General features: G+C 66.1%; 20 protein-coding genes, 1 tRNA gene and 1 riboswitch. Of the genes, 11 read left to right on the top strand and 10 right to left on the bottom strand.

Annotation, left to right across the window (positions count from 1 at the left end):
- Nucleotide 1: 1 nt before the first annotated feature.
- The 3 genes from ABIA70_RS12480 (at nt 2) to ABIA70_RS12470 (ending at nt 2,829) form a co-directional block, all read left to right on the top strand.
- Nucleotides 2–397 (top strand): 6-pyruvoyl trahydropterin synthase family protein, encoded by a 396-nt coding sequence (locus ABIA70_RS12480; protein WP_354147884.1) that lies wholly within the window; start codon nt 2–4, stop codon nt 395–397.
- Nucleotides 398–399: 2 nt separating this feature from the next.
- Nucleotides 400–1,548, top strand: coding sequence for a glycosyltransferase family 4 protein (locus ABIA70_RS12475; RefSeq protein WP_354147883.1), 1,149 nt, complete (start codon nt 400–402; stop codon nt 1,546–1,548).
- Nucleotides 1,549–1,647: 99 nt separating this feature from the next.
- Nucleotides 1,648–2,829 (top strand): DNA glycosylase AlkZ-like family protein, encoded by a 1,182-nt coding sequence (locus tag ABIA70_RS12470; protein WP_354148302.1) that lies wholly within the window; start codon nt 1,648–1,650, stop codon nt 2,827–2,829.
- Nucleotides 2,830–2,838: 9 nt separating this feature from the next.
- Here ABIA70_RS12470 and tadA read toward each other — a convergent pair whose 3' ends face one another.
- Complete coding sequence (tadA, locus tag ABIA70_RS12465; RefSeq protein ID WP_354147882.1) at nt 2,839–3,345, bottom strand: tRNA adenosine(34) deaminase TadA; 507 nt, start codon at nt 3,343–3,345, stop codon at nt 2,839–2,841.
- 117 nt (nt 3,346–3,462) lie between these two features.
- On the opposite strand from tadA, the gene ABIA70_RS12460 reads away from it, so the two are divergent.
- From ABIA70_RS12460 to ABIA70_RS12445, 4 genes are all read left to right on the top strand, one after another.
- Nucleotides 3,463–4,254 carry a phosphatase PAP2 family protein gene (locus tag ABIA70_RS12460; protein ID WP_354148301.1) on the top strand — a complete coding sequence of 264 codons (792 nt, stop codon included), beginning with the start codon at nt 3,463–3,465 and terminating at the stop codon, nt 4,252–4,254.
- 12 nt (nt 4,255–4,266) lie between these two features.
- Nucleotides 4,267–4,902, top strand: coding sequence for a uracil phosphoribosyltransferase (gene upp / locus ABIA70_RS12455; protein WP_354147881.1), 636 nt, complete (start codon nt 4,267–4,269; stop codon nt 4,900–4,902).
- 64 nt (nt 4,903–4,966) lie between these two features.
- Entirely contained in the window at nt 4,967–5,341 is a 375-nt protein-coding gene (locus ABIA70_RS12450) for a glyoxalase superfamily protein (RefSeq protein WP_354147880.1), read from the top strand.
- A 43-nt stretch (nt 5,342–5,384) separates the two neighbouring features.
- Nucleotides 5,385–6,065, top strand: coding sequence for an HAD-IA family hydrolase (locus tag ABIA70_RS12445; protein WP_354147879.1), 681 nt, complete (start codon nt 5,385–5,387; stop codon nt 6,063–6,065).
- Here ABIA70_RS12445 and ABIA70_RS12440 read toward each other — a convergent pair.
- The 4 genes from ABIA70_RS12440 to ABIA70_RS12425 form a co-directional block, all read right to left on the bottom strand.
- Nucleotides 6,046–6,489 carry a YdeI/OmpD-associated family protein gene (locus ABIA70_RS12440; protein ID WP_354147878.1) on the bottom strand — a complete coding sequence of 148 codons (444 nt, stop codon included), beginning with the start codon at nt 6,487–6,489 and terminating at the stop codon, nt 6,046–6,048. The genes ABIA70_RS12445 and ABIA70_RS12440 overlap by 20 nt on opposite strands.
- 52 nt (nt 6,490–6,541) lie before the next feature.
- Complete coding sequence (locus ABIA70_RS12435) at nt 6,542–7,342, bottom strand: aggregation-promoting factor C-terminal-like domain-containing protein (RefSeq protein ID WP_354147877.1); 801 nt, start codon at nt 7,340–7,342, stop codon at nt 6,542–6,544.
- Nucleotides 7,343–7,347: 5 nt separating this feature from the next.
- Nucleotides 7,348–7,507, bottom strand: a riboswitch (cyclic di-AMP (ydaO/yuaA leader).
- Nucleotides 7,508–7,598: 91 nt separating this feature from the next.
- A complete protein-coding gene (locus tag ABIA70_RS12430; RefSeq protein ID WP_354147876.1) occupies nt 7,599–9,131 on the bottom strand; it encodes a HAMP domain-containing sensor histidine kinase in 1,533 nt (510 codons plus the stop codon).
- A 7-nt stretch (nt 9,132–9,138) separates the two neighbouring features.
- On the bottom strand, nt 9,139–9,879 hold the full coding sequence (locus tag ABIA70_RS12425; protein WP_354147875.1) for a response regulator transcription factor: 741 nt from the start codon (nt 9,877–9,879) through the stop codon (nt 9,139–9,141).
- A 654-nt stretch (nt 9,880–10,533) separates the two neighbouring features.
- Between ABIA70_RS12425 and ABIA70_RS12420 the strand changes: the two genes are divergently transcribed.
- The 3 genes from ABIA70_RS12420 (at nt 10,534) to ABIA70_RS12410 (ending at nt 13,146) form a co-directional block, all read left to right on the top strand.
- On the top strand, nt 10,534–11,400 hold the full coding sequence (locus tag ABIA70_RS12420; RefSeq protein WP_354147874.1) for a winged helix-turn-helix domain-containing protein: 867 nt from the start codon (nt 10,534–10,536) through the stop codon (nt 11,398–11,400).
- A gap of 163 nt (nt 11,401–11,563) precedes the next feature.
- Nucleotides 11,564–12,091: a SixA phosphatase family protein gene (locus ABIA70_RS12415; protein ID WP_354147873.1), complete on the top strand. Its 528-nt coding sequence runs from the start codon at nt 11,564–11,566 to the stop codon at nt 12,089–12,091.
- Between the two features lie 50 nt (nt 12,092–12,141).
- Nucleotides 12,142–13,146 carry an EamA family transporter gene (locus tag ABIA70_RS12410; protein WP_354147872.1) on the top strand — a complete coding sequence of 335 codons (1,005 nt, stop codon included), beginning with the start codon at nt 12,142–12,144 and terminating at the stop codon, nt 13,144–13,146.
- Nucleotides 13,147–13,681: 535 nt separating this feature from the next.
- Here ABIA70_RS12410 and ABIA70_RS12405 read toward each other — a convergent pair.
- From ABIA70_RS12405 to ABIA70_RS12385, 5 genes are all read right to left on the bottom strand, one after another.
- Nucleotides 13,682–14,335, bottom strand: a complete 654-nt coding sequence (locus ABIA70_RS12405) for a TetR/AcrR family transcriptional regulator (RefSeq protein WP_354147871.1) — start codon at nt 14,333–14,335, stop codon at nt 13,682–13,684.
- A complete protein-coding gene (locus tag ABIA70_RS12400) occupies nt 14,332–16,368 on the bottom strand; it encodes a YhgE/Pip family protein (RefSeq protein WP_354147870.1) in 2,037 nt (678 codons plus the stop codon). Before ABIA70_RS12400 ends, ABIA70_RS12405 begins: the two co-directional genes overlap by 4 nt.
- A complete protein-coding gene (locus ABIA70_RS12395) occupies nt 16,365–17,057 on the bottom strand; it encodes an ABC transporter ATP-binding protein (RefSeq protein WP_354147869.1) in 693 nt (230 codons plus the stop codon). Before ABIA70_RS12395 ends, ABIA70_RS12400 begins: the two co-directional genes overlap by 4 nt.
- Before the next feature lie 67 nt (nt 17,058–17,124).
- Nucleotides 17,125–18,579, bottom strand: coding sequence for a dihydrolipoyl dehydrogenase family protein (locus ABIA70_RS12390; RefSeq protein ID WP_354147868.1), 1,455 nt, complete (start codon nt 18,577–18,579; stop codon nt 17,125–17,127).
- 124 nt (nt 18,580–18,703) lie between these two features.
- A tRNA-Arg gene (locus ABIA70_RS12385) sits at nt 18,704–18,777 on the bottom strand.
- Between the two features lie 275 nt (nt 18,778–19,052).
- Between ABIA70_RS12385 and ABIA70_RS12380 the strand changes: the two genes are divergently transcribed.
- On the top strand, nt 19,053–20,879 hold the full coding sequence (locus ABIA70_RS12380) for a phosphoenolpyruvate carboxykinase (GTP) (protein ID WP_354147867.1): 1,827 nt from the start codon (nt 19,053–19,055) through the stop codon (nt 20,877–20,879).
- Nucleotides 20,880–20,886: the final 7 nt, after the last annotated feature.

Below are 20,886 nucleotides of genomic sequence, written 5' to 3'. Positions count from 1 at the left end.
AGTGTTCAGCCTGACCGTCCGCCGCCATTTCATGATCGCCCACAGCCTCCCCCGCGAGGTGTTCGGACCTGCCCAGGCCCTGCACGGCGCGACCTTCGTCGCTGAGGTGACGTTCCGCCGTCGTGCATTGAACCAGGACGCAATCGTTCTGGACATCGGTGCCGCCGGCGGCATCATTGAAGACGTCCTGGCAGGGCTCAACTACAGCAATCTGGACGACCACCCGGACTTCGCCGGCAAGCTCACCACCACGGAGGCGCTGGCCGAGTACATTGCACAGTCGGTTTGGGCGAAGGTCAAGGACAGCGACGACGGCCGCGAACTGACGGCCATTGACGTTACCCTCCGGGAAAACCCCGACGCCTGGGCCACCTGTTCGCTGGACCTCACCGCCTGACCGTGCACGTCACGTTCCTGGTCCCCGGCAATATCCTCCACAACTCCGGCGGCAACGTCTTCAACGATCGGCTCACCCAGGGCCTCAGGGCGCTGGGCGTCGACGTGGACGTTGTGCCGGTTGAGGGCTCGTGGCCCGAAGCAAACGCCAAGGAACGACGGCGGCTGGGGGGCCTGCTGGGGGCGTGGAAATCGAGTGCGAAGTCCCCGTCAGGAACGGTCACCCTGGTGGATGGCCTGATCGCGGGCGGCGCTCCCGACGAGATTGAGTACGCTGCGGCCGCAGGACAGCGCACCTGGGTCCTGATGCACATGCCCTCGCCAAGCCATCCCGACGGCGAGAAACGGGCACTGCGGGCGGCTGCCGGCGTGATCTGTACCAGTTCGTCAGCCGCAGCCCACATCACGGACCAATACGGGCTCGCGGGCCGCGTTGCCCTCCCGGGCACGGATGCCGCACCCTTGGCGCCCGGTTCGGAGCCACCGCACATCATCGCCGTTGCCGCGCTCCTGCCCAACAAGGACCAGTTGCTGATCGTTGCGGCGCTGGCCAGGCTGAAGGAGCTGCCCTGGAGTGCGTCGTTGGTGGGAACGGACGACGCCGACCCCGCCTATGCTGCGAAGGTGCGGTCGGCCATCGCTTCCCAGGGATTGGAAGACCGGGTGCGGATGACAGGCGAGCTCGCCGGGAAAGCGCTGGCGGACGAGTGGAACCGGGCCGACCTGAGCTTGCTGGTGTCCCGGGCCGAATCGTTCGGTCTGGTGGTCACCGAGTCTTTGGCCCGCGGGATCCCGGTCATCGTCCGGGCGGGGACAGGGGCGGTTGATGCGCTGGGCCTGGCCAGCAGTTTGCCTGCTCCTGCCAGCGACGAAGTGGCTCTGCCAGGCCAGGCAGCCGCACTGCCTGGAACCGCCGTCGGGCTGGACGGTCCTGAGAGCAACCGTCCGGACGTGCTCGCAGCGGTGGTCCGGCAGTGGTTGGCGGAGGCCGCCCTTCGTGCAGACTGGCGTTCGGCCGCCGTCGCCGCCCGGGAAAGGCTGCCGGGCTGGGATGTCACCGCGCTGAACGTCCTGGAGATCCTCACGGCGTCAGCAACGGCAATGTCCGCTGAGGATATGCCTACCGCGGAGGGACCCTCCGGTGCACAATGAGGCATGACAACGGACGCCGCCCCTGATGCCGGCCTGAGCCCGCAAGGGCACGCGCCGGCCCCTGTTCTGCAGCAGCCGCTCCCGCCGATCCCGCCGGAAATGCTAACGCCTGAGCTGCTCCGCGCCTGGGCCTGGCATAAGCAGGGCCTCGACGGTTCGTTGCTGGGCGCGGACGCCGCAGACGTTTTCACTTCAGTGGGTTGGGCTCGCTCCGTGGGAGGCGCCAACCCGTACCTCACCCTTTTCGCCCGGGCAGGAACCAGCCGCGAGGAGGCGGACGCCGACGTCCTGTCCGTGAAGATCCATGAATTGCCGACAGCCCGCGGGTGCACGTACGTTCTGGGCCACGAGGACTTCGCCTGGGGCCTGCAGGTGGGCCGGGACGCTGCCGTGGCGCCCTTCCGGGTGCTCGCCAGGATGGGGGTCGAGCGAGGCGAAATCACGCTCCTTGAGGAGGAGATCCTCCATGCGCTGGCCGAGGCGGGCGGCCCGCTGGACCCCAAGCAGCTCAAGGAGTTGCTGGGCAATTCAGTCCGGAACCTCGGCGAAGAAGGCAAGAAGAAGGGCGCCGCAACTACCCTTCCCACCGCCCTGGGCCTCCTGCAGGCGGACGGCCGGATCCGCCGGGTACCCGTCAACGGCCGCCTCGATCAGCAGCGTTATGCCTACGCCCTGTGGAACCTGCCGACCACCGCCATGGATGACGCCGCCGCCCGCAGCCTGCTTGTGGAGCGCTACCTCGGCTGGACCGGCGGAGCAACCATCAAGCAGTCCCAGTGGTTTACCGGGTTTACCTCGGCCCACACCAGGGCCGCGCTGGCCGCCGTCGCGGCTGTGGAGGTGACCGCCGGTAACGGCGAGGTGCTGTGGATGCTGCCCGACGACGTCGAACGCCTCGCCGCTTTTGAGGCACCGGCAGGGGAGCAGATCCAGTTGCTCGCCGGCACCGACTCCCTCGTCCTGCTTCGGCGGAACTCAGCGGACCTGTTCGCGGAACAGGACAAGGACAGGAAAGTCCTGGGCTCAGCCCTTGCCCTGCAAGCGGATCTTCCCGACCACCCCATCCTGGACCGCGGCCGGATCATCGGCCTTTGGCAGTACGACCCCGGGAAAGGCAGGATCTCCCACTGGCTCTTCGACGGCGCCACGGCAGCGGTAACCCGGCGGATTGGCGAGGTGGAGGCATGGATACGGGACGAACTCGGTGATTTCCGCTCGTTCAGCCTGGACTCGGCCGGCTCCCGCCAGGACCGGATCGACGCTTTGGATTCCGCGGACTAGGGTCCTGAGCTAAAGCCGGCTGCGGTGGGTTGCGAAGAAATCCCTCAGCAGGGCACCGCATTCCTCTTCCCTGACACCGCCGTAGACCTCCACCCAGTGGTTGAGGCGGCGCTCTCGAAGGACGTCGAAGACGGAGCCCGCAGCCCCGGCTTTCTCATCCCAGGCACCAAAGACCACCCGGGGAATCCTGGCCAGGACAACAGCTCCGGCGCACATCGCGCACGGCTCCAACGTGACAACCAGCGTGCAGTCCGCAAGCCGCCAGCCATCACCGGTGCCGCCGCCGATCCTGGCCAGCTCACGCAACCTGTCCGCGGCCCGACGGATGGCAACCACCTCCGCGTGGGCGGTGGGGTCGCCCAGCTCCTCACGCTGGTTCCGTCCCGAACCGAGCACCCCGCCGTCGGGACCGATCACCACCGCGCCGATGGGTACGTCCTCGGTATCGAGCGCACTCCGGGCCTCGGCCAGGGCAAGGTCCATCCACTCGCTGTGTTCCTTTTCTGACTGGACCATGGCTCAATGATAGTTTCGAAGGATATCGCGCCAGCAAAGCATGGACGCCGGGGAGGCAACGTGGACACGGACACCCTCAGGGACCGTCTGGGACAGTGGTTCAAACCGTACGCCGCTATGTGGATCACCCTTCTGGTCGGTGGTGTACTGGTTGTTGCCATGGCGCTGCTGGGTGCCGAGGTGTACGACAACGTGGTGGATGATGCCGGGCTGGCGAATCTGGACCAGCCGGCTCTTCAGCTTGCCGAGGAGCTCCGGAACCCGGTGCTGGACTCGGCTGTTACCGGGTTCACGAACTTAGGCGGGGGCATCGGCATGCCCATCCTCGCCTCCCTCCTTACGGCCTGGCTCACCTTCCTCAGCAGGACGTGGCGGCCTGTCATCCTGGTGGGCGGCGCGGCGGCCGTATCAACAACGGCGACCACCTTCGGCAAACGGCTCGTAGGCCGGACCCGCCCGGACCACGCCGACGCCGTCCCGCCCTACGAAACCTCGCCGTCGTTCCCGAGCGGCCACACACTCAACACCACGGTGGTGATTGGGGTGCTGGTGTACATCATCTGCCTCCAGTTCGAGGTGGTCTGGGCGCGCATCACGGCCATCACTGCCGGCGCCATCTTCATCATTGCGATGGGCCTGAGCCGGGTGTTCCTGGGTCATCACTGGCTGACGGACGTGATGGCCGGCTGGTTCCTTGGCCTTGCCTGGGTGGCCATGGTGATACTGGCGCACAGGCTGTTCCATCTGCTGCGCAAACGTGAGCACGCGGGTCCGTCCCCAACCTTCGAACACCCGGTCCTCCGGGACGACCACACGGAAGACGGCGCACGCGTGCAGGGCTCTGCCGGGGGCTCTGCAGAGCGCGCTGCGGAGAGCGGTTCCGCGGGCGGTGGCCCTGCGCCCGGGTGATAGTTTTGACCCATGCGCACTCTCGTTGTGGACCACCCGCTGGTCGCCCATAAGCTCACCGTCCTTCGGGACAAGAACACCCCGTCACCGGTCTTCCGGCAGCTGACGGAAGAGCTGGTGACCCTCCTGGCCTACGAGGCCACCCGCGAGGTCCGCACGCAGCCTGTCACCATCGAAACCCCTGTGAGCACCGCGGTAGGAACTGCCTTCACCAAGCCCACCCCGTTGGTGGTCCCCATCCTCCGCGCCGGCCTGGGCATGCTCGAGGGCATGACCAAGCTTGTTCCCACCGCCGAAGTCGGGTTCCTCGGCATGGCCCGGGACGAGGAGACGCTGGACATCATCACCTACGCCGAACGTCTCCCGGACGACCTCACGGACCGGCAGATCTTTGTGCTGGACCCCATGCTGGCCACCGGCGGCACCTTGCGCGAAGCCATCAAGTTCCTGTTCAAACGGGGCGCTTCAGACGTGACGTGCATTTGCCTCCTGGCCGCACCGGAGGGACTGGCCAAGCTGGAGGAAGAACTCGCCGACGCCAACGTGACAATCGTCCTGGCATCGATCGACGAAAAGCTCAACGAGAAGTCCTATATCGTCCCCGGACTCGGCGACGCCGGCGACCGCCTGTACGGCATCGCAGGCTAACTGCCGGTACAGCCCTGTTGCCCACGGCCTTCCGGATTCACTTTCCCGCGGCTAACCTGTGCGGATGGACTGGAAACTAGAACTCGTTTTTGTGCCAGTATCCGACGTTGACCGCGCCAAGGACTTCTACGTCAACAAGGTGGGATTCAACGCGGATTTCGACGAGCGGCCCACCGACTCCATCCGTTTTGTCCAGCTGACACCGCCCGGTTCGGCCTGCTCGATCAGCATCGGCGAGGGGCTCACGGATGCCCCGCCAGGCAGCGCGCCGAACCTGCAGCTGGTGGTCAGCGACATCCAGGCCGCGCACGACCAGCTGAAGAACAACGGCGTGGACGTCAGTGATATCGGCGTGCAGGACTGGGGGCACTTCGTCTATTTTGCTGATCCGGACGGCAACAAGTGGGCCGTGCAGTACATCCCCGGGCGGGACTCATAGGGGAGGCCCTGCCAGGCAGAACCGGAAGGGCAAAATGGGGAGCATGAATCTCCCCGCGCCTGCCGCCACACGCACGCTCATCTGCCGAGCCGTCCTGTTCGACATGGACGGCACCCTGGTGGACTCGACGGCCGTCGTGGAGGAGGTATGGGGCGAGCTGGCCGACCGGTACGGGATGGACATCGACGAAATCCTTCGGACCTCGCACGGCGTACAGGCCGTCGACACCGTGCGCCGGTTCGCTCCCGCGGGGGCGGATGTCGCAGCACTCACCACCGAGCTCGGTGCCATGGAGCGGGTGCGGACGGCCGGGGTCATCGCCATCCCTGGCGCGGCAAGGCTGCTCGCGAGCCTTCCGGCCGACCTCGTGGCGCTGGTGACTTCGGCGGACCGGGTCCTGGCGGGCATCCGGATGGAAGCCGCCGGCCTGGCGATGCCGGAAACGTCCGTGACGGCAGAGCTTGCGTCCCGGGGCAAGCCGCACCCCGAGGGCTACCTGACGGCGGCCCGCCTGCTTGGTGTGGAACCCTTTGACGCCGTGGTCTTTGAGGATGCGCCGGCCGGAATCGCTGCCGGTGTGGCCGCAGGCATCAGGACTGTGGCGGTGGGGCCCAGGACGGGCGCGCTGCCGCCAGGGGTGCTGCACATCCCGGACTACGCAGCGGTTTCTGCCTCGGTGACGTCAGATGCGCAGGGGCAAAGGATTATTTCTTTCCGGCTTTGAGGTCGGCAACCACCTTGGCGATCCGCCGGGACCGGGTCTCCTCCGTTTTGGCATCTGCAAGTGGCTCCACGTAGCGCCGCTGGCTGCTGTAACTGAGGGTGGCATAGAACGCCTGGGCATCAGGATCGGCGGCCATGGCTGCCGCGAGGTCATCCGGAACCTCGACAATGCGCGGCTGGGTGTCCAGTTCGACGTCCACCTCGACGGTGTCGCCGGCGGAGACCCCGGTGAATTCGCGGTTGTGCTCGCTGACCCCGATCAGGTTCTGGCCGCCCATCACGGCTATGCTGCTGCGGTAGCTCTTACCGTTGATGGTCACGACGACGGGTGGCCGCTTGCCTGCGCCCAGCCCGGCGACCACCTCCGCCGGGACCTCGATACCGGTCTTGTTGCCGCTGCCAAGTATGGTGGTGGTGAATTTCATGGCCCCAGTATGCCCCGGACGGCTCAAAGCCAACAGGGACGGAGGCTTGTGCTCAGTACCAGTTGTGCGAGAGGTGGAAATTCAGCGCACCACACGGCGACTGGTAGCGCTCCTTGACGTAGTTCAGGCCCCAGTTGATCTGAGTGCGGTAGTTCGTCAGGTAGTCAGCTCCGGCGCTCGCCATCTTCTCAGCAGGCAATGACTGGACGATGCCGTACGCGCCGCTGCTGGCATTGGTGGCTGTGGTGGTCCAATCGGATTCCTTCGTCCAGAGCGTCGTCAGGCATTGCATCTGGTCAGCGGCCCAACCGTATGACGCCAGCTGCCCGGCAGCATACGCCTGGGCGCCGGCCGGGTCATTGACTGCCACTGCCGGTGCCGGTGCCGGTGCGGGGGCGGGTTCGGGCGCCGGGGCTGGCGCAGGCTCGGGCGCCGGTGCGGGGGCCGGGGCTACGGGAGGCGCCGGCTCGGCAGCCTGCGGGGCAACGCTGATCCCTGCCGGCGCGGCTTCCGGAGCGGATTTCGCCCGGACTTCGGCCGTTCCGAAGCTGAGGTTGGAGCCCGCCTCGGCGGAGGCTTCGGCAGTTGGCTGGGTCTCGCCGGCCGACAGCAGTGAGCTGGACTCGGACGCCTGGCCTGCAGCACCCACACCGATGAGGAGCGCACACGCTGCGGTGAATACGGCTGCACGCCGGCCGATGGACGGAAGCTTGGCCAGCCGTGCGGTGGGGTTGGGCGTGGACCCGGAGGTCGCTGTTGCCGGGGCCGCTGACTCCGCTTCGGAAGATTTCCGGCGGCCGTGCGGTTTGGGTGTCCCGTTCTCCGGGCGCGTTTGTACCTTGAATTCAGACATGATGGATCGCCTCTCACACCTGCGGAGTTAGCTGTCGGGTTCGGATGAGGGCATCCGGCCACACGGAAAGTTCACGTGCTGGCTTAACCCCAAGGGCACTCTTGGGCCCGGGACCGTGGGTCCCCCGCCTCTGCCTCTGAACGCGGAATCCGGGGAGCGGCAGAGCTTGGCGTCATCCGGATATGCAGCCCAAAGGAACTGCACCCAATCGACGGTACAGGAGTCACACCCTTAAGTCACATTTTGGTAACAGAGATCACGACGCCGGTGTGTCCGCTTGTGTATTCGGGGCACTGGAGGGGAAGCGAAGTCTAAAGGCCGTGTGGCCGGGGCCGGATGTCACCGTGACAGTGCCGCCGTGCGCCTCGACGATGGACTGCACTATGGACAGGCCCAGGCCACTGGTGCCCTCGGATGCGGCGGCTCCGGAAGGGTGCGCCGTGCCCGCCCGCGAAGCGTCTGCGCGGGCGAACCGCGAAAAAGCCTTGTCCACGAATTCGGCGGGCATGCCGCCGCCGTCGTCCGTTACTGTCACCTCGGCGCTGCCGTCAGCCGCCCTGCTGACCCCGGTCACCACGGTGGTTCCCGGCGGAGTGTGCTTGCGGGCGTTGGAGAGCAGGTTCACCAGGACCTGGCGCAGTTGCGATGCGTCACCGGTGACAGCGATCGGCTCGTCCGGCAGTTCGAGGCGCCAGGTGTGGCCTGGGGCGATAACTTTTTCGTCACTGACCGTCTCGATCACCAGCTGGGTGAGGTCCACCTCGCTGAGTTTGAGCGGCTGGCCCTCGTCGAGCCGGGCAAGCAGGAGCAGGTCCTCCACCAGGGTGGTCATGCGCTCCGACTGGCTCTGCACCCGCGCCAAGGACTTCCGGCCGTCAGGCGTGAAGTTCTCGGTCATCCGCATCAGTTCCGTATAGCCTCGGATGGCTGTCAGCGGAGTCCGGAGTTCGTGCGAGGCGTCGGCCACGAACTGGCGTACTTTGGTTTCGCTCTTCTGCCTCGCCTCCAGTGCATTGGCCACGTTGTCCAGCATCAGATTGAGGGCGTGGCCCACGCTGCCCACTTCGGTTCCGGGGTTGGAGTTCGACGGCGGAACGCGCACCGCTAGTGCCACCTCGCCCGCATCCAGGGGTAGCCGCGAGACCCGGGTGGCAACCTCTGAAAGCTGCTCCAGCGGCTTCATGGTGCGCCGGATGAGCACTGTCCCGGCAAGCCCGATCAGTGCCAAGCCGCCGAGGGAAACGAAGGTGAACGTCCACACCAGGGAGGCGAGGGTGCTCTCCTTGCCGGCGAGTGGAAGCCCCGTTACCAGGACGTCGCCGAAGCCGGTTTCCACGGCCACGATCCGGTAGTCCCCGTTGGAGAGTGAGCGGTCCACCGGGTTGCCGTTCCGCGCCAAGGCGAGCAGGGTCTGCTTGTCCTCAGAGCTGAGCGCAGAGCGCGTGGTGTCCGAGTCCAGGTAGCCGCCGCTGTTGATCTGTCCGTTCACGATGCGGGCGTTGAGGGTTCCCACACTCTGGCCGCGGGCGTCCAGCGGGTCCCTGCCGTTGAATCCTCCGCCCGAGGGAGGCCGGCCGGGATCGTTCGAACGGTTCGCGGCCTGGCTCAGCTGGTCATCGAGCTGCCGCGTCAGGAAGGAATCCATGGATGCGTAGCTGAACAGGCCGACGGCCCCGCAGATGGCCACCAGCAGCGCCATGGCGAGCAGGACAAGGCGGGTACGCAGATGCCAGGTGGCGGGCTTCAGCCAGCTCCGGCGGTGTGGCTGGGTGGCCAGTGATGAGGACATGAAAGGGCTACTCCGCCGGTTTGATGACGTAACCGGCGCCCCGCACGGTGTGGATCATGGGCGGGTGCACGGAATCGACTTTCTTGCGCAGGTAGGAAATGTAGAGTTCGACGATGTTGGCCTGGCCGCCGAAATCGTAATTCCAGACGCGGTCAAGGATCTGGGCCTTGCTGATCACACGTTTGGGGTTCTCCATCAGGTAACGGAGCAGCTCGAACTGGGTGGCAGTGAGCTGGACGTCATCGCCGGCGCGGGTGACCTCGCGGGTGTCGATGTTGAGGACCAGATCGCCCACCACGAGTTCAGCGGTATCCATGGCGGCAACGCCGGACCGCTGGACCAGGCGGTGCAGCCGCAGCAGGACCTCCTCCATGCTGAACGGCTTGGTGACGTAATCGTCCCCGCCGGCCGCCAGGCCCACAATCCGGTCCTGGACGGCGTCTTTAGCGGTCAGGAACAGCGCAGGAACCTCCGGGGCGAAGGCCCGTATCCGGCCGAGCAGCTCCACGCCGTCGAACCCGGGCAGCATCACATCAAGTACCAGGACGTCCGGGCGGAACTCCTTGGCCAGCTTGACGGCCTCCGGGCCGTCAGCGGCCACGGCAACAGACCATCCGGCCATGCGAAGCCCCATGCTCATGAGCTCTGAGAGGCTGGGCTCGTCGTCAACCACCAGGGCCCTGATGGGGGAGCCGTCCGGGTGGGTCAACTGCGGAAGGTTGTTGGTCATGGAGTGCGAAGTGGCCATGGGACAACTCTCCGATCTTCTGGTTAGCGCGCGCTATGGGCTTCCTGTGTGCACGCTGTGAATCCCAGCCTAGTCAGCTGGACGGGGTGAGGGCGCAGGATTCCCGGCCGCGCTGAAGGGGCGCTGCGGGGCGGGGGGAGCCCGCAGCTACAACGCTGTTCCGGGCCCTCAGGGCTGGACACGCGGCCCAAACAGCGGCCCAATTTCGGTAAAGGATTCACGGATGAATTTAAAATCCGAAGGATCCATTTCACCCGAAGCATCTTCGAAAGACGGGCGCAATAGGGCGTCCGATGCGAAAGCCAACCGGCAATTCGCCGCCGATCCAGAATCGTGATCTACACCACAAAGAGCCACTTTGTCTCACAATGCGGAACTAAAGGCCCTTTGTTACTTGCAAGTTTTCATTGTTACGTTGCACACTTCAATTGTGAACAAGAACTCAACAGCACCTGCAGCCGCAGAATATTGGCCCAGCACACCAGCTGCCGCCGACATGCGCTGTTGTCGAATGCACGCCTGACCTTCAGACCCCACGAAGTTCTTAGGCATTCGCCCCCCCAGCCCAGCGTAGGGCGCCCTCCCCACCTCTTCATTGCGGGGAACCCAGCATTCGAGCCGCGATGACGGCCATTCACATTGAGGTAAGCAAACATGACCGTTGCATCCGGATACGTCCACATCTCCGTCCGTAACGCAGGCAAGGCCGGCCAGGCTTCAGGCCTCCGCCAAGGTTTCGGCGCCCGCCCGGCATTCGCCCCCGCGGCCCCCGGCACCAGTTTCCCCGCCCCCGGCTATACGCCCCAGGGCTACAACCCCAACTCCTACGGCCAGCTCCGCGCTGTCCAGCCCGCCGAGGCGGCGCCGCTGACGGCTCCGACGCCGGTCGTGGCCGGTCCCAACGCCGTACGGCCCGTTGCCAACGAGAACCTGGCCCGCGGCTTTGTCCTGTACATGGGCATCGACGAAGAAACCGCCGCGGCCGCCGGAACCTCCATCGCCAAGCTTGCCCAGGAAATCCGCGCCTACGCACAGTCGCTCGTGACCGGCGCCGAAAGCTATGCTGCCGTGGCCGTGGCCCCGGCCGGCACACCCGGTTCCGCGCTCGACGTCGTGCGTTCCACGTTCGGTGACCCCACCGTGAATGCCCAGAAGCGCACCGAGACCGCGCGGCTGCAGCAGCCCCAGGACCCGCGTCCCTCCGGTGTCCTGATCGACCTGGCCCGACGCGAAGTCCACCTGGACGGCGAGTCCCTCAACCTGACCTTCAAGGAATTCGAACTCCTGAACTACCTCGTGGAAAACGGCACCCGCACCGTGGGCCGCGACGAACTGCTCGAGGGCCTGTGGCGCAACGCCGAGGAAGTCCCCAACGAGCGCACCATCGACGTCCACATCCGCCGTCTCCGCTCCAAGCTGGGCCGCCTCGCCAACACCGTCCGCACCGTCCGCGGCCAGGGCTACCGCTTCTACGAGCACCCCGAAGTTGTTGTCTGGGCCGCTCCGGAATACTCGATCTAGTCCTTACGCGACGCGCAACAGCGGCTTTCCGCCGTGCCTTAGACACCTCCTTCGTTCCTCAGTCGGCGATGCGGCACTACGCGGAAAGTCGCTTTTGCGCGTTCGGGACCAGCGAGCAGGTGCCTCCGCGGCTATGGTGATGCGGCGGCGTTAGGCTTGGGGGATGAGCGAGCATCACATCAAGCGACTGGTGATCATGCGCCACTCCAAAGCCGACTGGCCCGGCGGGGTTGCTGATCATGAACGGCCGTTGGAGGAGCGCGGGCACCGGGAGGCGCCCCTTGCCGGGAAGTGGCTGCTCAAGCACAACATCGTTCCGGACTTCATCCTGTGCTCCAGCGCCCTCCGCACCCGCCAGACGTGCACCTGGGTGTGCTCGGAGCTGGGGGATAAGGCTCCGACGCCGAAACTGGAAGACGGTCTGTACGCCGCCTCCGCGCTGCGCATGCTCACAGTGGTCAACCATGTGCCGGACACCGTCACCACCCTGATGCTCATTTCACACATGCCAGGAGTCCAGGACCTCGCCATGCACCTTGCCTCACGGGACTCGAACCACGACGCCTATATGGATGCCGCGACCCGCTTTCCCACCAGCGCCCTCACAGTGCTGGAAACGGAGAAGTCCTGGGCCGAGCTGGACGGCCAGGATGCCCGGCTGACCAAGTTCAAGGTGCCACGGGCGCACTGACCCCGCGGGCAGGGGGACCCCGGCCGCCACCGTCTGCAATAGTTGGACGGGTGAACCTCCGCCACTCCTTCCTTGCCCTGCTGGTCGCCGTTCTCTGGGGCCTGAACTTCGTGGCAATCGACCTGGGCCTGCACGCGGGCGACCGTGAGGTTCCGCCCCTTCTGTTCGTGGCAATGCGGTTCGTCCTTGTGGTCTTCCCCCTGATTTTCTTCATCAGGAAGCCCGACGTCAGCTGGAAGGCGATCATCGGCGTCGGACTCTTTATGAGTGCAGGCCAGTTCGGTCTCCTCTACGTGGCCATGGCGCTGGGCATGCCCGCTGGCATCGCCTCCCTGGTTCTGCAGGCACAGGTTCTGCTGACGGTCCTGCTGGCTGCCCTGTTCCTGGGCGAGCGGCCCAGCCGCCGCCAGCTGGCCGGCGTCGTACTGGGCATTGCGGGACTGGCCGTGGTGGCTGTTGGCCGCAGTGCAGTGGCGCCGCTGCTCCCGCTCGTCATCGTCCTCGGAGCTGCACTGTCATGGGCGGCAGGAAACGTCATCGCCCGTCAAGCCAAAGCGGCCTCAGGGCTGGGGCTGGTGGTGTGGTCCGGCGCCGTTGTGCCGGTACCCCTGGCCGGGCTGTCGTTTCTGGTCGACGGACCGGACGCGGTGCTCGGGGCGCTTGGGGACCTTCAGCCCGTAACGCTGCTGAGCGCGCTGTACACGGCCATCTTTGGGTCGCTGGTGGGGTACGGGATCTGGAACTGGCTGCTGGCCAAATACCCTTCGTCGGCCGTGGTTCCGTTCACCCTGCTGGTGCCGGTGGTGGGAATGACCGCTGCGTGGCTCGCTTTGGGGGAGGTGCCGACGCCGGCCGAACTGCTGGGCGGGCTTCTCCTCCTGGGCGGTGTGGCGACGGCGGTGCTCACCGGAAGCCGCAGGCCCGGTCAGCGGCGGGACGGGGCTTTCGAGCCCGGATTGGGCGCCGCCTTGCGCACGGGTGAGGCCGGGGATGAGGGCCGCGTCGCTGCGGCGCCGGGCAGCCGCGCCGGCGCGCGGGACCCGGACGAGCGCTGACCGGCAGCGCTCCGGGTTGCTGAACCACGGGCAGCAGGAACCCTGGCCGGCGGCCGGCGGGCTGGAGAAGCGGGCCGCAGCCTGGCCGGCGAGGGCTTCCTCGGGGGAGCCCCAAGCCTCCTGACGGCGGGCCATGCCGCGCCAAGGAACACGACCATGAGTGTGCCCACCGCGGAGCCGGCGGCGAGGTAGAAATAGTCATCCGGATCGCCGGTGGGGAGCGGAGTGCCGATGATCGAGGACTGGTTGGCGTACGCGAGCTCCCACGTGCTGACAAAGGCCAGGGAAAAGGCGAGCGTCAGGCAGGTCCCCAGGCCTGTGGCGACGGCCACCGCATGCCGGCGTCGGGATAAGACCTCGTACAGGGCGGCAACGTAGGCAAGGGCCACCAGCCCAAGGAACGCGAAGAGAACCGGCTCCTCGAGGGTGAGGGCCGTCAAAACGAGCAGGAGCAGCGCGACGACAGCCGCGATCAAGGCGAGCTTTCCGCTGTTCCCCATGTGGCGCATGGGATCAATCATCCCTGAGGCCAAAGCTACTTGGCCACGTAGCCGCGCATGATTGCCATGATTGCTGCAACGCTTTGGTCACGGGTGCGCTCCGGGTTGTAGGTCTGGCGGTCCAACCCCACCACAAAGCAGGCACCGAAGATTGCCGTTTCCAGGCTGCCGCGCGAAATGCCCGCATCCACAGGATAAACAGCGGCCACCTTGTCGATGGCTGCACCGATCACTGCCAGGAGCTCCGCCCGGAGCACGGCGAACGTGTCCTGCCATTCGCTGGGGATGCGCCAGTTCTCGCTCACCCACAGCCGGGCGAAGGACGGGTACTCGGCCATGAAATCCATGGCCTGGCCGATCATCGACTCCATTGACACCAACGGATCGGCAGCGTCCCCCTGCTCGGTCAGCAGGCGTTCCTTCAGGATGTCCACGCCATGCCGCAGGAGCTGTGCAATGAGATCCGATTTGCTGCCGAAGTTGTAGTAGACGGTGCCCTTTGACACGCCGGCTGCCGCGGCGATCTCGTCCATCGTGACGCCGGCGGCGCCGCGTTCGCCGATCAGTTCCATCGAGGCTTCGAACAGCTTCTGCCGCGTAGCATTCGTTCGTTCCGGCCGCAGCTTCTTGTCCGCAGGAGCCCGCTCCGGCTCTTCCCTCCCCAAACCGGGGCCCACACCGGCGCTCATACCGCGATCTCCGGCTTCAGGGTCTTGAGGGTCCAGTACTTGTTCTTCCGCACCGCGAGCGTGGACATCGCGGCCCCCAACAGCGTGTAGCCGAGCAGCCCAGCGACAGTGGGCACGATCATGGACAGGTCCGCACCGTAGATGAGGTGACGCATGCCGGTCACCACGTAGCCCATCGGCAGGATCTGGTGCACCACGTGCAGCGGCTGCGGCGTGGTCTGCCAGGGGAAGGTTCCCCCGGAGGACACCAGCTGAAGCACCAGCAGGATGAGCACCACGAGCTTTCCGGGCGATCCCAACAATGCCACTACGCCCTGGATGATGGCGCTGAACGCCATGGCTGCGGCCAGCATAAAGAGCCACATCAGCACCGGATGCGCCGGATTCAGGCCCAGGGCCAGATCAACCACGAGGGTCAGCAGGCTGGCCTGCACCACCGAGACGGCAAGGAACGGAAGCCAGCCCCCGACGGCGATTTTCCAGGCGGGGGCGTTTGACGCCAGGGCCCGCTGGGTGATGGGACGCATCGCCTGGATCAGCATGAAAATGCCAATCCACAGGGCGAGCGTCAGGAAGAACGGGGCAAGGCCGGCGCCGTAGGACTCAGCCTTGGCCTGGGAGACATTGCTGACCGAAACGGGATCGGCGATCACCTGCGAAAGGCTGCTCTTCTGCGACTCGTCCGGGTGCGGAACCTGCCCGGCTCCCTTGGCAATTTCGTCAGCCAGCGTCCGGGAGCCCTCCGCTGCGGTGCGGGCCCCCGCCTCAAGCTGCGCCGCGCCGGCATCGAGCGTCCGGGCTCCTTCAGCAAGCCCTCCGGCGCCGTCGAGGGCTGCCTGCTGCCCGGTGGCCAGGGTGGCTGCGCCGGTGTGGAGCTGATCTGCGCCGGCTGAGGCCTGGCCAATGGCGTCCTTGAGGGCGGGGGTGGCCGCAGCAAGCCGGGCCGCGCCCACGCTCACGGCTTCGGAACCGTCCGCGAGCTGCTGGATCTGCGCCGCGTCCGCCTGGATGGTGGATTTCGCTGCGGCAACCGGGCCGGAGGCGGCAGCGGTGTCAACGTCGGCCAGGATTCTGTCGGCCTGCGCCTGCGTGATCACCTGCTCGGCGACCAGGCGGGCGTTCGATTCAATGACCCGGGTCCGGAGCCCTTGGTCCGCGGCATCCAGTTGCGTCACGACGCCCTGGATCTTCGTGTTCAGCTGGGCGTTTCCGGCAGCCACCTGAGCCGCGCCATTGGCGAGCGTCCGGGTGTCGGTCGGCAGCGTGGCCGTTTTGTCCTTGAGCACGGAGAGTCCGCTGCTGAGCTGCCCGGCGCCGTCGGTCAGCTGGTTTGCGCCATCCCGGAGTTTCAGTTGCCCGGCGTAGAGGTCCCCTGCCCCTGCGGCGAGTTCGCCGGTGCCCGCATGCAGGGTAGTGGCGCCGTCGCGGAGGGAGGCAACGCCGTCGGCAAGCTGCCCCGCGCCATCGGCTGCCTTGACCATCTGGGCGTGGATGGTGCCGAAACCGGAGAGCAGCTGGTTGGCGGTCTCCTCGCCCACCTCCCTAGCCACGGTGGTGTGGACGGCGGTAGTCAGCTTGTCCACGATGGTGCTCAGCAGGTAGTTGTTGGCATCGTTGGTGGTGACGTTCAGCATGGCCTGGCTGGCTGAATCAAAGCTGCCGGGGGAGACGAGGTTGGTGGAGAAGTCCTTCGGAATTTTCAGCGCGAAGGCGTACTTGCCGCTGCTGACTCCCGCATCTGCCTCGGCCGTGGTGCCCACCGGCGTCCAGTGGAAGACGTTGCCGTCCACGAGACCGTCCGCCACTTTCCTGCCGGCCTGAAGTTCGGTGCCGTCACCCGACGTGGCGCCATTGTCTTCGACCACCAGGGCGGCGTCGATCTGGTTCAGGTTCCCATAGGGATTCCAGTTGGCGTACAGGTACACGGCGCCATAGAGGAGCGGCACCATGATCAGCGCCAGGATGGTCAGCTTGGGCAGCAGCCCGCCGGTCATCCGCTTGAGTTCGGAACGGGCCAGCCGCAGAACAGTCACTTGGCATCCTCGGTTTCGAGTCGGAAGTCGCTTTCGGGGGCCTCGGCCGGAACACCCTGGGGTCTGTGGACAGAGTTGCCGATGACGGCCGCCGGGCCGCTCCACCCTGCCGGGAGGGCAGCGACGGTGACGACGACGGCGAGCGGCCGGCCGCCGTCGTACGCCAGCTCCTCTAGTCTCGGGAGCCAGTCCGCTGCGTGGGCGCTGTGCCTGTCGGGGGAGTCCACTACCAGGAGGTCCGTGTGCGGGTTGGCCAGTGCCAGGGCGGTCAGCAGTTCAAGGCGACGGTCCGGCGGCAACTGCTCGGTCCACAGGTCCGCGATGTCCTCGAAGCTGTTGACTTTCAGCCATGGCTTGCTGAGCAGCGCCCCGCGGTAGCGGCGGGGGATCAGGGCAAGGTCCTCGGTGACCAGGTCGCGAACGCTGAGGTGTTCCTCCGGTTCGTTCACACCAGGGGAATCGACCAGCGCGCTGGCGAGGCGGAGGGTTTTGATGCGGTCACTGCCATCCCAGGCCATCCGGCCGCCCGTGGGTTTCATGCGTCCGCTGATGGCGAGGGCAAGCGCGGTCCGCTGGTCCTGGCGCTCGCCGACGACGAGCAGCAGCCCGCCGCGGCCGGCACGCAGGGAAGTGGGCGGAAGGAGGTCGCCGCGCCGGCCTTTCACATGGAGTTGCTGGGCGGAGAGCAAAGAGGACCTTTCGCAGGAAACTGTCTGCCCACAGTCTAACTAAACTGACCGGTCAGTTCAAATAGACCTACAGGCCGTACTTCTCGAACAGCCTCAGCCAAACCTCGCTGACAGTGGGAAACGACGGCACCGCGTGCCAAAGCCGGTCCAGCGGCACCTCGCCCACCACGGCAATGGTGGCGGCGTGCAGCAGTTCGGCCACGTCCGGGCCGGCGAACGTGGCGCCCAGCAGCACCCTGCGGTCCTCGTCCACCACCAGCTGCGCCCAGCCCTCGTAATTCTCCGAGTGGAGGGATGAGCCGGACACTTGGATGGGAAGCTCCACGGAAGAGGCGTTGTACCCGTCCTTCGCGGCCTGCGCCACCGTGCGACCCACTGTGGCGAGCTCGGGATCGGTGAACACCACACTCGGGACCGCGTGTTCGTTGGCCGTGTGGGCGTAGCGGCTCCAGGCTTCCGGGGCGCCGCGGAGTTCGCCCTTGGCCCGTGCTGCAATGGCGTCACCGGTTGCCCGGGCCTCGTACTTGCCCTGGTGCGTGAAGAAGTTCCTGCCGGCCGCGTCGCCCACGGCGTAGAGCCAGGATTCGTCGCCGGGTGTCCCTTGGACGAGCCCAGTGGAATCGGCGGTGAGCGTCAGTGACTTGCCGTCCTCCGCCGCGAAGCCGAGGCTTTCCAGTCCGAGCCCTTCCAGTGCGGGGTGCCTTCCGGTGGCCACCAGGACCTTGTCTGCAGTGACCGCGTCCTGGCCGCCCAGCGACAGCGTGAAGGTGCCGTCAGGGTTCTCCCGGATGCTTTCGGTGGACGTGTTGAGATGGATCTCCACCCCGTCCGCGCGCAGTCCTGCCGCCACGAGCTTTGACGCTTCTGCCGGAAAACTGCCCAGCAGGCCGCTCCTGGCCACCAGTACTACGTCCGAACCCAGCCGGGCGAAGGCCTGTGCCAACTCGGTCCCGGCAACCCCGCCACCAAGGACTGCCAGACGCGCAGGGACCTCGTTGGCGGAGGTGGCCTCCCGGGTGCCCCAGACCTGGAGATCGGCAAGGCCCTGGATGGGCGGCATGGTGGGGGTTGAACCGGTGGCCAGTACGACGGCGTGGCGGGCCTTGAGCTGGTAGGAGTTGCCGTCCAGCCCGGCTACTTCGACCGACCGCGCTCCCGTGATCCAGCCGTGGCCTCGAATGAGCTCAATGCCCGTTTCCTCCACCCACTTCACCTGGCCATCGTCCTGCCAGTTGCCGGTGAAATAGTCCCTGCGCTTGAGGACCGCAGCCACGTCCAAAGTCCGGGTGACTGCTTCCGCTGCCCCGGGAACCGTCTGGGCGCCATGCAGGGCAGTGCCGGAGCGGAGCAGGGCCTTGGAGGGGATGCAGGCCCAGTACGAGCATTCCCCGCCCACCAGCTCGGCTTCAACGAGGACCGCGGTGAGTCCGCCCTGGACCACGCGGTCCGCCACGTTTTCTCCCACTGCGCCCGCGCCTATCACGATGACGTCAAATTCGCGTTCCAGAGCCTGAGGGGTCATTGGTCCAGCGTACGCCGGGGCCGCGTGGTTCCAGGGTACGCCGGGGCCGCGGGGTTCCACGGGCGGCTGGTGGTGTCTTAAAGCAGGAAGGCCGCACCGGCGAACCGGTGTGGCCTTCATTCTGTGCGCCCAGAGGGATTCGAACCCCCGGCCTTCTGTTCCGTAGACAGACGCTCTATCCAGCTGAGCTATGGGCGCATATTCTGTTTCGCGGAGTATCTCGCTCCCCGAACCTCGAATTACTTTACGCGAGGCCGGTGCCTCCTGCCAAATCGAACGGCATGTAATATGGGTGACTAGACCGGTATAGGTGACCTTCGTCACTTAATTCGACCGTTTTGCACGTTGTTTCCTTGATTTTGCGCGGTTTCTCCTCCAAACGCTCACGAAGGTGCATCGGTGCTACAGAAAATGAGGCCCGGTCGGCCCATAGCATTTAGGACACACCGATGAACCCGAGGAAGGGAACCGCAATGGGCGATCTGGCACAACAGCCGCTGCTTGAGAAAGCACCCACCACACATGCTGCGCTGCTCGCATGGGTCGAAGAGGTTGCTGAGCTCACGCAGCCGGACAGCATCCACTGGGTTGACGGCTCTGAAGAGGAAAACACCCGCCTGACGGACGAGCTGGTCGCAGCGGGCACCCTGACCCGGCTGAACCAGGAGCTCTTCCCGAACTCCTTCGCCGCATTCTCCGATCCCGCCGACGTTGCACGCGTGGAAGAGCAGACCTTCATCTGCTCCGAGAATGAACGCGACGCAGGCTTTACCAACAACTGGATGGCCCCGGCCGAGATGAAGGACAAGCTGCGAGGCCTGTTCTCCGGCTCCATGCGCGGCCGCACCATGTACGTGATCCCGTTCGTCATGGGCCACCTCGATGCTGAAGATCCCAAGTTCGGCGTCGAAATCACGGACAGCGCCTACGTGGTCGCTTCCATGCGCATCATGGCCAATATCGGCACGCCGGTTTTGGACAAGATCACCGAGACCAACGCCTTCTTTGTTCCCGCGCTGCACTCGTTGGGCGCTCCGCTCGCCCCGGGCCAGAAGGACGTGGCCTGGCCCTGCAACCCGGACAAGTGGATCGTCCACTTCCCCGAAGAGCGCTCCATCTGGTCCTTCGGTTCCGGCTACGGCGGAAATGCGCTGCTGGGCAAGAAGTGCTACGCCCTGCGCATCGCCTCCGTGATGGCCCGTGATGAGGGCTGGCTGGCAGAGCACATGCTCATCCTCAAGCTGACCTCCCCGGAGCAGAAGAAGTACTACGTCTCCGCTGCTTTCCCCTCCGCCTGCGGCAAGACCAACCTTGCGCTCCTCGATCCCACCATCGAAGGCTGGAAGGTTGAGACCCTGGGTGACGACATCACCTGGATGCGGATCGGCAAGGAAGGCGAACTCCGCGCCACCAACCCCGAGGCCGGCCTGTTCGGCGTAGCCCCCGGCACCGGTTGGGGCACCAACCCCAATGCCATGCGCGCCATCGCCAAGGGCCACAGCATCTTCACCAACGTTGCCCTCACTGACGACGGCGGCGTGTGGTGGGAGGGCATGACCGATGAGGTCCCCGCCCACCTGACCGACTGGCAGGGCAACTCCTGGACCCCGGACTCTGACAAGCCCGCGGCCCACCCCAACTCCCGCTTCTGCACGCCGATCTCCCAGATCGACATGCTGGCCGAGGAATACAACAGCCCTGATGGCGTGGAACTTTCTGCCATCCTCTTCGGCGGCCGCCGCAAGACCACGGTGCCCCTGGTCACCCAGTCCCGTGACTGGACCAACGGCATCTTCATGGGCTCCACGCTGTCCTCCGAGACCACGGCAGCTGCTGCCGGCCAGGTGGGCGTGCTCCGCCGCGACCCGATGGCCATGCTGCCCTTCATCGGCTACGACGCCGGGGACTACCTCAAGCACTGGATCAGCGTTTCGTCCAAGGCCAACCCGGCACGCCTGCCCAAGATCTTCCTGGTCAACTGGTTCCGCCGGACCGCTGACGGCGGGTTCGCGTGGCCCGGCTTCGGTGACAACGCCCGCGTCCTCAAATGGGCTATCGAGCGCATCGAGGGCAAGGCTGCCGCTGTCGAGACCCCTATCGGCTTCGTTCCGACCGGCGACTCTCTGGACCTGACTGGACTAGACCTGACCCACGCCCACGTGGAGGACGCCGTGCGCGTCGACCCCGAGGAGTGGGCCGCTGAACTGGCTTCCATCGAAGAGTGGTACGCCAAATTCGGTGACTCCCTGCCCGAGGCACTGACGGCCGAGCTTGCCGCTTTGAAGTCACGCCTTAGCTGAACCGCCT

The sequence above is a fragment of the Arthrobacter sp. 754 genome (genome assembly GCF_040548695.1).
Classification (GTDB): domain Bacteria; phylum Actinomycetota; class Actinomycetes; order Actinomycetales; family Micrococcaceae; genus Arthrobacter.
Note: the sequence above shows the minus strand (reverse complement) of the source record. Positions and strands in the feature narration are given on the sequence as shown.